Raw genomic sequence first — 14830 nt, forward strand, 5'->3', positions numbered from 1 at the left:
GCCAGCGTCGGCCCGTTCACCGGGCACCGGCCAGTGTCGCCTCGACGCCGTGGCGCTCCAGCGCGGCCAGCCAGGCGGTCACGTCGGTGCGTACCTCGTCGTCCTCGGCCACCTCGGCCGGGACGACCTCGCGCAGTGCGAAGACCGCGTCGACCACGCCCGCCGGGGTTCGCGTGCCGGCATCCAGCGCGGCCCGGATCGGCCCGGCGAGCGGGTCCTGGAACGGCAGTGCCCGTCCGTCGTCGGCCTGGCCCAGCGCGAAGCGCAACCAGGCGGCCACCACCAGCGCTCCCCAGCGCGCGGACCGGCCGGACGCGCGCAGGTCGGCGATGGTGTGCAGGATCCGCTGCGGCAGCTTCTGCGAGCCGTCCAACGCCACCTGCAGGGTGCGGTGGTGGATCGCCGGGTTGCCGAACCGGGCGAGGACCTGCTCGCCGTAGTCGACCACCCGGACCCCGTCCGGCGGGGTGAAGCTGGCCGCCACGTCCTCGGCGATCAGCCGGCGCAGCACGGCGGCCAGGTGCGGGATCTCCAGCGCGTCGGCGATCGTCTCCCGCCCGGCCAGCGCGCCCAGGTACGCCACGGCCGAGTGCACGCCGTTGAGGGTGCGCAGCTTCAACCGCTCCCACGGCCCCGCGTCGTCGGTGAGAACCGCCCCGGCGTGCTCCCAGCCCGGCCGGCCGCCGGGGAAATCGTCCTCGATTACCCACTGCGCGTACGGCTCGGCGGCCACCGCGGCCAGGTCGGTCACGCCCAGCGCCCGGCGCGCCGCCTCGATCGTCTCCCCGGTGCTGGCCGGCACGATCCGGTCCACCATGGTGCCCGGGCAGGTGACGTTGCCGGCCACCCAGTCGACCAGCCCGGCGGGAACCCCGGCGGCCCGACCGACCGCCTGGTCGACCAGGCCGCGTAGCCGCAGGCCGTTGGCCGGCAGGTTGTCGCAGCTGACCAGCGCCACCGGTCCGGCGTCGGCGGCGGCCCGGGCGGCGAGCCCGCGCAGCAGCAGCCCCGGCACGGTGATCGGAGGCCGTCCGCCGGCCAGGTCGGCGGCGAGCGCCGGGTCGGGGCGCAACCGGCCGGTCACCGGGTCGAGCTGGTACGCCTTCTCGGTGACGGTCAGGGTCACCACCCGCACTGCGGGGTCGGCGAGCAGCGCCACCACGGCGTCCGGGTCGCTGGGCGCGTGCCGGACCCCGCTCAGCGCGCCCACCACCCGGGTGGCGCTGCCGGTGGCGGAGAGGGTGCTGACGCTGAACAGGTTGTCCTGCGCGGTGAGCGCCTCGACCAGTGCGGTGCTGCGGGGGGCGACCGCCACGATGCCCCAGTCGCCGCCCGCCGCGCCGATCGCCGCTTCGGTGTAGACGGCCTGGTGCGCCCGGTGGAACGCACCGAGCCCGAGGTGCACGACACCGGTCGGCACGGTGCCCGGCCGCACCAGCGGTCGGGCCTCGGCGGGCAGCCGGCGCAGCATGCCCAGGCCGAGCCGGGAGGCGCCGACGGTCACCGCCACGCCGGGCCGTCCGGGAAGCGGAACTCGGCGATCGACGTGGGCTTCATGGTGGCGCTGTAGCCGGGCCGCTCGGGCAGCAGGTAGCGGCCACTCCGTGTGCGTACCGGGTCGACGAAGTGTTCGTGCAGGTGGTCGACGTACTCGACCATCCGCCCGTCCAGGCCGGTGCCGACGCGCAGGTAGTCGAAGATCGCGAGGTGCTGGACGTACTCGCAGAGGCCGACGCCGCCGGCGTGCGGGCAGACCGGCACCCCGAACTTCGCGGCCAGCAGCAGCTCCGCGAGGACCTCGTTGACGCCGCCCACCCGGCACGCGTCGATCTGCATCACGCCGATCGCCTCGGCCTGGAGCAGCTGCTTGAAGATCACCCGGTTGGCGGCCACCTCACCGGTGGCCACCCGGCACCGGCCGTCGGTCAGCTCGGTGACCGCTCGGGCGATCCGGGCGTGCCCGAGGATGTCGTCGGCGTGCGTGGGCTCCTCGATCCAGTACGGGTCCACCTCGGCCAGCGCCGTCATCGCCGTGATCGCCTCGTCGACGTCCCAGACCTGGTTGGCGTCCATCATGAGCAGCGCGTCCGGGCCGATCTCGGCCCGGATGATCCGGGCCCGGCGCAGGTCGTCAGCGAGGGGGCCGCCGACCTTCATCTTCACCGCCCTCCACCCGTCGTCGTACGCCTGCCGGGTCAGCGCCCGCACCTTGTCGTCGGGGTAGCCGAGCCAGCCGACCGAGGTGGTGTACGAAGGGAAGCCGATCTCCTTGAGATCCGCGAGCCTGCCATCCCCTCCGATCAATCCCTTGTCGAGGATGGCGGCCGCCTCGTCGGGGGTGAGCGCGTCGGTGATGTGCCGGAAGTCGACGCTGGCGACGAGTTCGTCGGTGGGCATTTCGGTGAGGAACCGCCACATCGGCTTGCCTGCCAGGGTCGCCCGCAGGTCCCACACCGCGTTGACCAGGGCGCCGGTCGCCATGTGGATGACGCCCTTCTCCGGGCCCAGCCAGCGCAGCTGCACGTCGGCGCTGAGCGAGCGCCAGAACGCCACCGGCTCGGCGGCGATCTCCTCGACCGTGCGTCCCCGCACGTGGTGGGCCAGCGCCCGCACCGCCGCACAGGTGATCTCGTTGCCCCGGCCGTTGGTGAAGGTGAACCCGGCGCCGGTCGGCCCGGCGTCGGTGCCCAGCTCCACGTACGTCGCCGAGTAGTCGCCCCGGTTGATCGCGTCGGAGCCGTCGCCCCGGGCGGCGGTCGGGAACCGCACGTCGTGCACCTCGACGGAGGTGATGGTCACGCTCACTGGTCACGCCCTCCGAAGTTGAAGACCCGCTTGGGCAGCCGGTACGCGAGGTCGACGATGGTCTCGGCGGCCTCGTCCATCGGCAGCCGGTGCTCGGCGACCAGCCGCGCCAGGAAGCCGGCGTCCACCCTCCGCGCCACGTCGTGCCGGACCGGGATGGAACAGAACGCCCGGGTGTCGTCGACGAACCCGGTGGTGTTGTAGAACCCGGCGGTCTCGGTGACCGTCTCGCGGAACCGGCGCAGCACCTCGGGGGAGTCCAGGAACCACCAGGGCGCCCCGAGCAGCAGCGCGGCGTAGCCGCCGGCCAGCGGCGCCAGCTCCCGGGTGAAGGTGTCCTCGTCGAGGGTGTAGAGCACCACCCGCAGCCTGGGGTCGTTGCCGTAGCGCTCCAGCAGCGGGGCGAGCGCGTGCACGTACTCGGTGGCCTGGGGGACGTCGCCGCCGACGTCCCGGCCGTGCCGGGCGTGCAGCCAGCGGTTGTGGTTGCGCACCGCGCCGGGGTGCAGCTGCATGACCAGGCCGTCGTCGAGGGACATCCGGGCGAACTCCACCAGCATGTGCGCCCGGAAGGCCTCCGCGTCGGCCGCGTCGGCCTCGCCGCGCCGGCCCCGGTCGTACAGCCGCGCGGCCTCCTGCGGGGCGAGGTCCAGCGTGCGGGCGGTGGGGTGACCGTGGTCGGAGGATGTCGCGCCGGCGGCGATGAACGCCTCCCGGCGGGTCCGCAGCGCGGCCAGGTAGCCGGTGTACGTGCCGGTGTCCGCGCCGGCCAGCTCGCCGAGACGGTCCACGTTGGTCGACCAGCCCTCGAACTCCATGTCCACCACGTCGTCGGGGCGGAAGGTGGTGACCACCCGCCCGCCGGGCCCTCCCCAGCCGTCGGCGGCGAGCTTGGCGTGCTGATCGAGGTCGTCCAGGGGAGACTCGGTGGTGGCGAGGACCTCGATGCCGAACCGCTCGAACAGCGCCCGGGGCCGGAAGTCCGGCTCGGCGAGCCGGGCGGCCAGCTCGTCGTAGAGGGCGTCGGCGGTGGCCGGGCTCAGCGGGGTGTGCACCCCGAACACGGTGCGGAAGGTCTGCTCCAGCCAGAGCCGCGACGGGGTGCCGCGGAACAGGTGCCAGTGCGCGGCGAAACGCCGCCAGATCACCCGGCCGTCGGTCTCCACCGGGCTGCCGTCGCGGGTGGGCACGCCCAGGTCCGCAGGGGGTACGCCCTGGCTGAGCAGCATCCGGGTCAGGTAGTGGTCGGGCACGATGAGCAGCTGCGCCGGGTCCGGGAACGGCTGGTCCTCGGCGAGCAGGGCCGGGTCGACGTGCCCGTGCGGCGAGATGATGGGTTGCTCCGCCGCGAGGGCGTACAGCTCCCGGGCCAGCGCGCGCTGGCCGGGCTCGGGTGGCAGGAGCAGGTCGGTGTGGTTGAACGTCGGCACGGGGATGGGCTCCTCGTCTCCTGTGTCAGCGGGGGGTGAGCAGGTCGGCGACCCGGACCGGTTGACCGGTCTCGAAGGAGCGGTTGGCGGCCAGGCCGGTGAGCAGGGCCAGGGCGCCGTCGTCGGCGGTGGCGGCGCGGTCCAGCGGGTCGGGGTGACCACCGAAGAGCACCCCGGTCATCCGGGCGTCCGCGCCGCCGTGCCCCTGCCGGGTGCGGCCCTCGACCGGGATCTGCCGGGGTGGGGCCCAGAACGGGCGGAGGGTGAGCGTCGCGCCGCCGCCCTCGGCGGGTGCCTCGGCGCCGTGCAGCGCGGCGCCCTTGACCGCGCCGGCGGTGCCCCGGTCGACGAAGTCGTTCTCGGTGACCTCCAACTCCAGCCGGCCCCGGCTGCCGTTGACCATCACCCGGTAGCCCTCCCAGGGGGAGTACGCGGTGAGGTGGTAGGTCATGGTGGCGCCGGTGGAGTAGCGGGCGAGGACCGCCATGTCGTCCTCGATGCTCACCCCGGGGGCGAACACGTTGCGGTCGCGCTGGTAGCCGTCCTCGGCCTCGGCGTCGAGGTACAGCTCGCGCAGCCGGGGATGGGCGTCCAGCCGCAGCGCGAACGGGTCGTCGGCGGCGGCGGGGAAGCCGTACGCCCGGTCGTAGTCGCGGGCGTAGCCGTGCCGGCGGCCGTCCTCGCCGTAGAAGAACAGCCGCCCGGCCGCGTACACCTCGACGGGGGTGGCGGCCAGCCACCAGTTGACCAGGTCGAAGTGGTGGCTGGCCTTGTGCACCATCAGGCCGCCGGAGGTGGCCTTGTCCCGGTGCCAGCGGCGGAAGTAGTCGGCTCCGTGTCGCACGTCGAGCAGCCACTCGAAGTGCACCGAGCCGATCTCACCGACCGCGCCGTCGGCGAGCAGCTTGCGGACCTGCTCGTGCAGCGGGTTGTAGCGGTAGTTGAAGGCGACCGTCACCCGGCCGCCGGTCTCCGTCACCGCGTCCAGGATCCGCCGGCAGCGCGGAGCATCCACGGTCATCGGCTTCTCGGTGACGACCTCGCGGCCGGCGCGCAGGGCGGCCACCACGTACTCGTCGTGGGTGACGTCCACGCTGGTCACCAGGACGACGTCGACCCGCTCCTTGTCCAGCATGGCCAGGAATTCGCCGGCCGGGTACGTGGGCACCGGGCGGTGCCCCAGCTCGGTCAGCCAGCGGTTGTGCGCGTCCATCCGGGCCTGGTTGACGTCGGCGAAGGCGACCAGCTCGGTGGAGTCGGCGTGGTCGAGCACCAGGGCCCGGACGAACATCTCCGCCCGCGCGCCGGTGCCCACGACGGCGTACCGGACCCGGCCGTCGGCTCTCGGTGACATTGGGTCGCCTCCCCCCGGTGATCCTGCAAAGGTTTGCAGTGAAGTAATCACGCTCGATCCGATGGCGTCAACGAGAGCCGCACAATCGGCGGTAAATGTCAGTGTTTGCGAGCCTGGAAAATGACCATTGGGAGCGCTGGCGCAACAGAACCGTAATCGTCCACCGTTGACACTGGCGCAACCGTTTGCATTAATGGGCCACACCCACGTGACCGCCGCCACATCGGACGAAGGGGCCGCCGTGCCAGTCACCATCCGGGACGTCGCCCGTGCCTCCGGGGTGCACATCTCCACCGTGTCCCGCACCTTCTCCGCTCCGCACCTCGTCAACCCGGAGACCCGGGTCCGGGTGCTGGCGTGCGCGGAGGATCTGGGCTACCGGCCGAACCGGGCCGCCCGGGCACTGATCACCGGGCGGACGCACAACATCGGGCTGATCATCGCGGACATCGCGAACCCGTTCTTCCCGCCGCTGATCAAGGCGGCGGAGAGCCAGGCCCGGCACCGCGACTACCACGTCTTCGTGGCCGACACCAACGAGGACCCGACCGCCGAGGAGGAGCTGGTCCACGCGTTGGCCAAGCAGGTCGACGGGGTGCTGCTGTGCAGCCCGCGCATGAGCAACAGCCTGATCGAGCAGCTCAGCCGCGAGGTGCCGTTGGTGGTGGTGAACCGCCAGGTGACCGGCCTGCCCTGCGTGCTGATGGACGTCGGGCAGGGAGCGCGGGCGGCGATCGAGCACCTCATCGGCCTGGGCCACGACCGCATCGCGCTCCTGGGCGGGCCGCGCAGCTCGTGGACCAACCGGGAGATGCGCCGGGCCGCCGCCACGGCCGCCCGGGCCGGCGGCGCCGAGTTGACGCTGCTCGGCCCGAACGCGCCCACCGAGACCGGTGGTTCCGCCATCGCCGAGCAGGTGCGGCGCAGCGGCGTGTCGGCCGTGCTCGCCTACAACGACCTGATGGCGATCGGCCTCATCGAGGGGCTGGACGCGCTCGGGGTCCGGGTGCCGCAGGAGGTGAGCGTCGTCGGGGTCGACGACATCGCCCTGAGCCGGCTCACCCGCCCCAAACTGACGACGGTGGCCACACCCACCGCGGCCGCCGGCCGGACGGCCGTCGACATGTTGCTGCAACAGGACAGCGAGTCACCGCGCGGTGCGCGGGGGCTCGGTGTCGGCACGGCGCTCGGCGTCCGTCGTACCACCGCACAGGTAATGCTCCAGACCGACCTGGTCATCCGCGACTCGACCGGCCCGGGCCCGCAGGCCCGACCGGCACGTCCCCTGGCCGCGCCGCTGGGCCCGGACCCGCATTGCCCTGCGGGCCCGGGCACCCCGACCGCGGCCACCGGTGACGCCGTCGCCTCCTAATGCCGAGGAGTGAGCGCACATGCACCCCGCAACGCCCCCCACCACTGACACGCCCGTCGGGCGCACTCACCGTACCGCGCTGCCCCGGCGGCGGCTGCTGCGCGGCCTGCTCGCCGTGACGGTCGCCGCCCCGCTGATGTTCGGTGCCGCCGCCTGCGGAGACGACGACGACGGCGCCGCCGACCCGAACGCCCCGGTCAAGCTCTCCATCTTCTGGTGGGGCGGCGACGCCCGGGCCAAGCTGACCGAGGACGCGCTGGCCCTCTACACCAGGAAGCACCCGAACGTGACGTTCGAGAAGACCTGGCAGGCCAACCAGGGCTACTTCGACAAGCTGGCCACCCTCACCGCTGGCGGCAACCCGCCGGACCTGTTCCAGATCGACGACAACTACCTGGCCGAGTACGCGGCCCGCAACAGCACGCTCGACCTCACCTCGTACCAGAAGTCCGGGAAGCTGGACACCTCCAAGTTCCCGGAGAGCCTCTGGCAGTACGGCGTGGTCGACGGCAAGCTCGCCGGCCTGGCCGCCGGGGAGAACACGCAGGGCCTCGTCTACAACAAGACGCTGCTGACCAGGCACAACCTGCCCGAGCCCACCACCGGAATGTCGTGGGAGCAGCACATCGCCTGGGCCGAGCAGGTCACCGCCAGGACCAAGGTGCCCGGCACCCAGGACCCGAGCGCCGACTACAAGGCGTTCTGGGTCTGGCTGCGCCAGCAGGGCAAGGACCTCTACAAGGGCAACGAGCTGGGCTTCACCGCCGAGGACGTGACCAGGTGGTTCGAGCTGTGGAAGGGCGCCCGGGACCGCAAGGCCACCCCGACCCCCGACGTCATCCACGAGGGCAACGCCACCGACATCACCAAGCAGTTGGTGGTCACCGGCAAGGCGGCGACCTCCTGGGTCTGGGCCAACCAGATGCCCGACCTGAAGAAGAACACCAAGGACGAGCTGGGCGTCATCGCGTACCCCGGTGACCCGAGCGCGCAGTGGGCGCGCGCCTCGATGTACTGGTCGGTGTTCAAGGGCAGCAAGAACAGGGACATCGCGGTCGACGTGATCAACTTCCTGAACAACGACCAGGAGGCGGTCAAGCTGCTCGGCACCGACCGCGGTCTGCCGTCCAACCTGGACCTGCGCCGCGTGGTCAGCGACGGCACCACCGACCCGGCCATGAAGCAGTCCATCGCCGTCGAGGCGGAGCTGACCCAGAAGTTCGGCAAGTCGCCGCAGGTGCCGATCAAGGGGCACAGCAAGGTCAAGTCCGAGCTGATCAAGGCCGCCGAGAACGCCCAGTACGGCCGGGCCACCCCCGCCCAGGCCGCCGCCCAGTTCATCGAGGCGTGCAAGTCCGCCATCGCCTGACCGCCCCACCAGGCGAGGAGAGGAGCTGTTGGTGGCGTTGACCACGGCGCCCGACCCGACCCGACGCGGCCCCGGATCCGCCCGGGCCCACACCGACAGGCGTGGGCCCGGACGCTTCCGGCACAGCGAAGGTCTGGCGGGGTACGTCTTCCTGTCGCCGTGGCTCATCGGCCTGATGGGTGTCACGGCGGTCCCCATGCTGCTGTCGCTGTACCTGAGCTTCACCAACTACGACATCCTCACCCCCTTCTCCGAGGTGGAGTGGGTGGGGCTGGCCAACTACGAACGGATGTTCACCGCCGACCCGTCGTACTGGCACGCGGTGCGGGTGACCCTGACCTTCGCGCTGATCGCCGTGCCGCTGAAGCTGGCCGCGGCGCTCGGTGTGGCGCTGCTGCTCAACCGCGCCTGGCGCGGCGTCGGGCTGTTCCGCGGGCTGTTCTACCTGCCGTCGCTGCTCGGCGGGAGCGTGGCGCTGGCCATCGTCTGGGTCAACATGTTCAACCGCGACGGCGCGTTCAACTCGCTGCTGAGCCTCTTCGGCATCCAGGGCAAACCGTGGGTCAACGACCCGGACTGGGCCCTCGAAACGTTGATGGTGCTGGCCATCTGGCAGTTCGGCGCGCCGATGGTGATCTTCCTGGCCGGGCTCAAGCAGGTGCCCACCGAGCTGTACGAGGCCGCGTCGGTCGACGGCGCCGGCCGGTTCCGCCAGTTCCGCAACGTCACCCTGCCGATGCTCTCTCCGGTGATCTTCTTCAACCTGGTACTGGAGACCATCAACGGCTTCCAGGGCTTCACCGCGGCGTTCGTGCTCAGCAACGGCACCGGCGGCCCGGTCGACTCCACCCTGATGTACACGCTCAACCTCTACATCACCGGCTTCACCGAACTCGACATGGGCTACGCCTCGGCGATGGCCTGGGTGTTCCTGCTCGCCATCGCGGTGATCACCGCGGTCTTCTTCAGCACCGGACGGTTCTGGGTGCACTACTCCGACGGGGAGGACCGGTGATGGTGACGGTGACCCCGACGGCCGACGCGCCGACCGGAACGACGCCGACCACCCGTCGTCGGCCCGGCGGCCGGCCGGTGCTGCGGCTGCTCATCCTGGTGGCGATCGTCGCGGTGGTGCTCTACCCACTGTTCTGGATGGTCGGGACCTCGATGAAGTCCCAGGAGGAGATCGTCAACAACCTCGGGCTGCTGCCCGAGCGGTTCACCCCGGGCAACTACACCGCCGGGTGGTCCAACTTCGACGTCAGCTTCGGCCGGTTCTTCCTCAACAGCGCCATGGTCAGCCTGCTCACCGTCGTCGGCAACGGGCTCTCCTGCCTGCTGGCCGCGTACGCCTTCGCGCGGCTGCGGTTCCGGCTGCGCGGCGTGTGGTTCGCCGTCATGATCGGCACGCTGCTGCTGCCCCAACACGTCCTGATCGTGCCGCAGTACATCCTGTTCCGGACGTTGGGACTGGTCGGCGGCGACTGGCCCTACCTGCCACTGCTCATCCCGCAGTTCCTGGCCACCGAGGCGTTCTTCGTCTTCCTGATGGTGCAGTTCATGCGCGGCGTCCCGCGCGAGCTGGACGAGGCGGCCCGGATCGACGGCGCCGGCCCGTACGGCATCTTCCGGCACATCATCCTGCCGCTGAGCCGCCCCGCGCTGGTCACCACGGCGATCTTCTCGTTCATCTGGACCTGGAACGACTTCTTCCGGCAGCTGGTCTTCCTGTCCCAACTGGAGGACTACACCGTGCCGGTCGCGCTGACCCTGTTCATCGACTCCACCAGCCAGAGCGCGGTCGGGCCGATGTTCGCCATGTCGGTGCTGTCGCTGCTGCCGGTCTTCCTGTTCTTCGTCGCGTTCCAGCGGATGCTCGTCGAGGGGATCAACACCAGTGGCATCAAGGGCTGAGCGGCAGGACACCGGCGGACGGCGGGACTGGTGCGACGTCGCCCGGGACGCCGCCGACCTGGCGCTGCTCGGCATCCTGCTGGTGCTGGCGGCGGTCCCGCTGGTCACCGCGGCCGCGGCGGTCGGCACCGCCAGCGCGGCGGTGCACGACTGGACGCGTACCGGCGGTTGGCCGTCGGCAGGGGCCACCGTGCGCCGGTTCGGCCGCTCGGTGCTGCCCGGCGTGCCGGTCAGCCTGCTCGCGGTCGCCGTGGCCGGGCTGCTCGGGGCCGACCTGGCGGCCCTGGCCACCGGCCGGGTGCCGGGCGGCCCGCCCGCGTTGCTGGTGACCGCACTGGTCACGGCCGGTCTGGTCGGGTGGGCCGGGCTGGTCGTCGTCGAGGTGGGCGGGAACGGGGGCGGGCGGTGGCGGGCCGGTGCCCGATCGGCCGCCCGCGCCTGCCTCGACGCGCCCACCCGCTGGGCCGCGCTCACCGGGGTGACCGTGGTGGCCGGCCTGCTCGCCGCCCTGGTCACCCCCGTGGCGCTGCCGATCCTCGCCGGTTACACGCTGGCCGCCCTGCACGCCGTCGCCGGTCGCCGGCCGGTCGGCGCCCACCCGGAGCTGTCGTGAGCCCCGACCTGGGCGGCACCACCCGGCTGGAGCCGGCGCGGTTGCTGGTCGACGGCACGGAGGTCGCCCGGTACGTGCTCGACCCGGCGCTGGACGCGCGGCACGGACCCCGGCCCTACCTGCACCCGGTACGCACCCTGGGCGGCACGGTCGTCACCGACGCCCTGCCCGCCGACCACGTGTGGCACCTCGGCGCCTCCCTCGCCGTGCAGGACGTGGACGGCGCCAACCTGTGGGGCGGACGCACCTATGTCCGCGACGTCGGCTACACCTGGCGCGACGACCACGGCGTCATCACGCACACCGGTGAGATCGAGCGGACCCCGGGCCGGTACGCGCACGACCTCCAGTGGCGCGACCGGGCCGGTGCCGTGCTGCTGACCGAGCGGCGGCGGCTCGCCACGTCGGCGGTGGCACCGGACACCTGGCGGCTCGACCTGCACTCCGCCCTCACCGCCCCGGCCGACCGGGCGGTGCACCTGGGCAGCCCGGCCACCAACGGCCGCCCCGGCGGGGCCGGCTACGGCGGGTTCTTCTGGCGGGCGGTCGCCGACGGTGAACCGGCGGTGTTCACCGCCGACGACGCCGGGGAGGACGCGGTCAACGGCAGCGCGGCGCCGTGGCTGGCGCTGGCCGGCGTCGGGCCGGGCGGCGGGGCGTACACCCTGGTCGTCACCGGTCTCGGACGCGGCGACCGGTGGTTCGTGCGGACCGCGATGTACCCGGGGGTCTGCGTGGCGTTCGCCTTCGATCGGCCGGCCGTGGTGCCGGCCGGCGAGACCCGGCACGGCCGGTACCGGGTGTGGGTCGCGGACGGGACACTCGACCGGGACCGGGCCGCCGCCCTGGTGGCGTCAGTGCCGTGAACGGGCGTGGTCAGCGGGAACGGTCGATCAGCTCGCGGACGGCCACCTGGTACGCGGCCTGGGTGTGGTAGGGCCAGTGCCGCTCGACCGGGGGCGGAACGGTGTCCGCCGGGTCGATGGCCAGGCTGCGCGGGTCGCGGAGCCGGATGTCGACGTCGCCGGTCGCCGGGTCGGCGCAGAACGGTGCGTCCGGGGCCCGGCCGAAGATCGGCCCTCCGATCGGGTCGGTGTCCCGCCAGAGGTTCCGCCACCGCCACCCGATCCGCTCGCCCAGGTCGCAGAGTGTCCGCGGTCCCAGGTACGCCGGGTAGAGCTGGGCGTAGGTGCGGTTCAGCGGCGAGCCGTAGGTCAGCAGCGAGACCCGGGACAGCACGGACGGCGGTAGGTGCAGGACGGTGGCGGCGGCGAGGACCGAGCCGTGGCTGTGCCCGGAGAGGACCACCGGTCCGCGCGCGGCGAGCCCGGTGATCCGCTTCGCCAGTTCCGGGACCGAGCGGGCGGCGTAACACGGCGGAGCGAAGGGGTGGACCGTGCGGGGCCAGAAGGTACCGAGGTCCCACAGCACCGCCAGCACCCGCCGGGTCTGGAACGACCGGTACGAGCGGAAACCGAGGACCATCAGGCAGATCACCAGCAGGCTGATCACCCAGACGCCCGCGTCGGTGACGTAGGCGGCGAGCACGGCCGCCGCGCCGCCGTGCCCACCGAGCCGCGCCGCGAGCTGGGTGGGACCCATCCCGATCACGTCGAGGGCGACGGTCGCCAGCCCGAGCGAGGCGATCAGCAGGAACGCGATCAGCACCGGGCCCAGCTCCTCGACGATCTGCGACCGGGCGATGGTCTCCCGCACCAGGCGCAGTCGGGGGACCTCCTCCGCCGGCACCTCAGGGTAGTCCCGCTCGATGATGCGCGCCGCCAACCGCCGTCGCCGCCGACGACTCAACAGAAGAGTGGCCGAGGTCGCCGCCGCGCCGATCAGCAGAGCGGCGAGCCCGGCGAGAGCGGCCCACCAGTAGGCCACCGGCGGCTCCAGCGGGCCGAGGGTCGACGGGTTGGGCCGGATCGGATCGGGAATGTTGCCGTGGTCCAGGACGTCGGCGGTCCGGTAGACCAGGGTGGCGGTGAACGCCGCTCCGACGCTCACCGCCCCCGCCGCCACGATCGGGGTGCCGAGCCCGCGCAGGAAGGGACGGCTGTCGGTCGGGGACGCGCGCTGGCGGGCGTACGTGACAGCGGTGAGCACCACGAGCAGAACGCCCTGCGCCGCGACCACTCCGGCGGCGCCGCCCTCGTACCCGGGCAGTTTCCCGGGGCCGGACGGTGCCGCGCCGGCGAGGACGGCCGAGCCGAGGCACAGCACGGTCACCACGACGGTGGCCGCCCACAGCAGGCGCAGGAACGCCCGGGTCCGCGCTCCGCTGGCCGGCACGGGCAGGCAGAGCAGGACCACGCAGAACACGAGCAGTCCGACGGCCGCCACGGTCTGCACGAGGTGCCGGGCGGCGCCGACGCCGCCTGACGAGATGCCCGCGAGCAGGCTGAGGTTCAGTGTGCCGACGCCGAGCGCCACGTGGATCTGACGCAGCCAACCGATGGTCCGCTCGTCGTTCCAGAAGCCGGCGTCGCTGAGGCCCCCGGTCCGCCCGGCGGTGGGCGACTGCTCGGACGGTGGCCCGAAGCCCTCGAACGCGCGCGCGGACCGGACGCCGATCGCCCAGACGACCCGCAACGCGAGCAGGGGTACGAGCGACAGCAGGGCCAGCCGGGGGCCGGACGGCAGGGCGTAGAGCCAGGCCAGATAGGGGCGGCTGGCCCGGCACCCGGGGTACGGCACGCACTGCCAGCCGACCAGGTCCAGCGTGACGCCCACCGTCGCCAGCACGAAGGTGGCGGTGAGGGTGCCGGCGAGCAGTCGGCACAGCACGCCGAGCAGCCCCCACCGGTCGCGCCCCGGCGGCCGCAGCCAGATCGCCAGGTTGCTCAGCATGAAGGGCAGGAGCAGCAGCATCGAGGCCGTCCGGACCGCGGCGCCGGCGGTGAGGGAGCCCCAGCGGTACGCCTCGACGGCGACTCCGTCCGTGGCCCCGCCGGCGGCGCCGCTGCCCGGCCGGGGCCGGAAGAAGCCCGCGTGCGAGCCCCCGGCGACGCGGACCACCACCGGATGGTCGAGGATCCGCTCCGCCGTCACCCCGGACACGCCGTGTACGCGCAGCTCCACCGCGTCGCACGCCGGCGTCCTGTCCACGCCGCCAGGGTCACAGACAATCCACCGGGTCGTCGCCGATACCGGAAAGGTCAACGGGTGGGCAGTGCGGCGGTCACCCGGATGGACTTGACGATGGCGGGGATCGACCCGATCAGCAGGACCAGACCCCAGATGATGGCGACGACCGCGAAGACCAGCGCCCCGACGTCGTCGAGGATGCTCACCACGACGACCGGCACGAGCCGGTGCAGGAACTCCAGCACGACGGTGCAGAGCAGGGTCGTGAGCGCCAGCAGCACCAGGCCCTTGTTCTGCAGGAAGCGTGGCTGTGCGAGCAGCAACAGCACCACCCAGACCAGCTTCAGCAGCAGCACCAGCCCGAGCAGCACGCTCGCCTCGCCCACCGGGAAGAACCCCCACAGCGCCAGGTACGCCAGGGTGCCGAACGGCGCGGCCAGGAAGAGCGACACCATGATGGTCAGCTCGACGAGGGCGACGATCAGCAGCACCAGGGACGCCAGGATGAGCAGGATCGAGAAGATCAGCGTCGCCAGCCCCTGGATCCGGCCCTGGCTCCGGTCGGGCAGCACCAGGCTCAGGCAGAACAGGCCGGTCGTCCAGAGCGCCACCACGTCGATCAGCGCCAGGTAGCTCGTACCCCGCCCGGAGGGCTCGCTGACCGCGCCGACGTCCACGTCCACGCCGAGGTCCACCGCGCCGGCCCGCAGCGCGCCGGTGGCGTCGCCGCCGCCGGTGAGCAGTGACGAACCGACCTCGACCAGGAACACCAGCGTCACCGCGACCAGCGCGAGCAGCAGGAAGGGCTTGCGCAACTCACCCATGTCGGGTCTCCTCGCGGTCGGGCCGGGACGGCGCGCGGCCGGTGCCGGCGCCCGGGTGG

12 protein-coding genes are annotated in these 14830 nt (G+C 72.6%); 6 read left to right on the plus strand and 6 right to left on the minus strand.

Features of this window, described 5'->3' with window-relative positions:
- Positions 1 to 16: 16 nt before the first annotated feature.
- The 4 genes from M8C17_RS06845 to M8C17_RS06860 are packed head-to-tail and all read right to left on the minus strand — an operon-like array spanning position 17 to position 5589.
- Entirely contained in the window at positions 17 to 1510 is a 1494-nt protein-coding gene (locus tag M8C17_RS06845; RefSeq protein WP_252415539.1) for a mannitol dehydrogenase family protein, read from the minus strand.
- Complete coding sequence (locus M8C17_RS06850; protein WP_252415540.1) at positions 1501 to 2805, minus strand: enolase C-terminal domain-like protein; 1305 nt, start codon at positions 2803 to 2805, stop codon at positions 1501 to 1503. The genes M8C17_RS06845 and M8C17_RS06850 overlap by 10 nt, the downstream gene beginning before the upstream one ends.
- Positions 2802 to 4235, minus strand: a complete 1434-nt coding sequence (uxaC, locus tag M8C17_RS06855) for a glucuronate isomerase (protein WP_252415541.1) — start codon at positions 4233 to 4235, stop codon at positions 2802 to 2804. The genes M8C17_RS06850 and uxaC overlap by 4 nt, the downstream gene beginning before the upstream one ends.
- A gap of 25 nt (positions 4236 to 4260) precedes the next feature.
- Entirely contained in the window at positions 4261 to 5589 is a 1329-nt protein-coding gene (locus M8C17_RS06860) for a Gfo/Idh/MocA family protein (RefSeq protein ID WP_252415542.1), read from the minus strand.
- Between the two features lie 241 nt (positions 5590 to 5830).
- Between M8C17_RS06860 and M8C17_RS06865 the strand changes: the two genes are divergently transcribed.
- The 6 genes from M8C17_RS06865 to M8C17_RS06890 are packed head-to-tail and all read left to right on the plus strand — an operon-like array spanning position 5831 to position 11723.
- Entirely contained in the window at positions 5831 to 6961 is a 1131-nt protein-coding gene (locus M8C17_RS06865; protein ID WP_252415543.1) for a LacI family DNA-binding transcriptional regulator, read from the plus strand.
- Between the two features lie 19 nt (positions 6962 to 6980).
- Complete coding sequence (locus tag M8C17_RS06870; RefSeq protein ID WP_252415544.1) at positions 6981 to 8330, plus strand: ABC transporter substrate-binding protein; 1350 nt, start codon at positions 6981 to 6983, stop codon at positions 8328 to 8330.
- A gap of 31 nt (positions 8331 to 8361) precedes the next feature.
- Positions 8362 to 9345 (plus strand): carbohydrate ABC transporter permease, encoded by a 984-nt coding sequence (locus M8C17_RS06875; RefSeq protein ID WP_252415545.1) that lies wholly within the window; start codon positions 8362 to 8364, stop codon positions 9343 to 9345.
- A complete protein-coding gene (locus M8C17_RS06880) occupies positions 9345 to 10244 on the plus strand; it encodes a carbohydrate ABC transporter permease (protein ID WP_252415752.1) in 900 nt (299 codons plus the stop codon). Before M8C17_RS06875 ends, M8C17_RS06880 begins: the two co-directional genes overlap by 1 nt.
- A complete protein-coding gene (locus tag M8C17_RS06885; protein WP_252415546.1) occupies positions 10228 to 10857 on the plus strand; it encodes a hypothetical protein in 630 nt (209 codons plus the stop codon). Before M8C17_RS06880 ends, M8C17_RS06885 begins: the two co-directional genes overlap by 17 nt.
- Positions 10854 to 11723, plus strand: a complete 870-nt coding sequence (locus M8C17_RS06890) for a DUF6807 family protein (protein WP_252415547.1) — start codon at positions 10854 to 10856, stop codon at positions 11721 to 11723. The genes M8C17_RS06885 and M8C17_RS06890 overlap by 4 nt, the downstream gene beginning before the upstream one ends.
- 10 nt (positions 11724 to 11733) lie before the next feature.
- Here M8C17_RS06890 and M8C17_RS06895 read toward each other — a convergent pair whose 3' ends face one another.
- On the minus strand, positions 11734 to 13968 hold the full coding sequence (locus M8C17_RS06895; RefSeq protein WP_252415548.1) for a lipase family protein: 2235 nt from the start codon (positions 13966 to 13968) through the stop codon (positions 11734 to 11736).
- A 50-nt stretch (positions 13969 to 14018) separates the two neighbouring features.
- Positions 14019 to 14771: a hypothetical protein gene (locus M8C17_RS06900; protein WP_252415549.1), complete on the minus strand. Its 753-nt coding sequence runs from the start codon at positions 14769 to 14771 to the stop codon at positions 14019 to 14021.
- Positions 14772 to 14830: the final 59 nt, after the last annotated feature.

Source organism: Micromonospora sp. RHAY321, assembly GCF_023896955.1.
Taxonomy (GTDB): domain Bacteria; phylum Actinomycetota; class Actinomycetes; order Mycobacteriales; family Micromonosporaceae; genus Micromonospora.

What these genes read in the sequence shown, in the direction of transcription:
- M8C17_RS06860 (WP_252415542.1), bottom strand. Translation starts at nt 5,589, where the DNA reads ATGTCACCGAGAGCCGACGGCCGGGTCCGGTACGCCGTCGTGGGCACC.
- M8C17_RS06870 (WP_252415544.1), top strand. Translation starts at nt 6,981, where the DNA reads ATGCACCCCGCAACGCCCCCCACCACTGACACGCCCGTCGGGCGCACT.
- M8C17_RS06900 (WP_252415549.1), bottom strand. Translation starts at nt 14,771, where the DNA reads ATGGGTGAGTTGCGCAAGCCCTTCCTGCTGCTCGCGCTGGTCGCGGTG.
- M8C17_RS06880 (WP_252415752.1), top strand. Translation starts at nt 9,345, where the DNA reads ATGGTGACGGTGACCCCGACGGCCGACGCGCCGACCGGAACGACGCCG.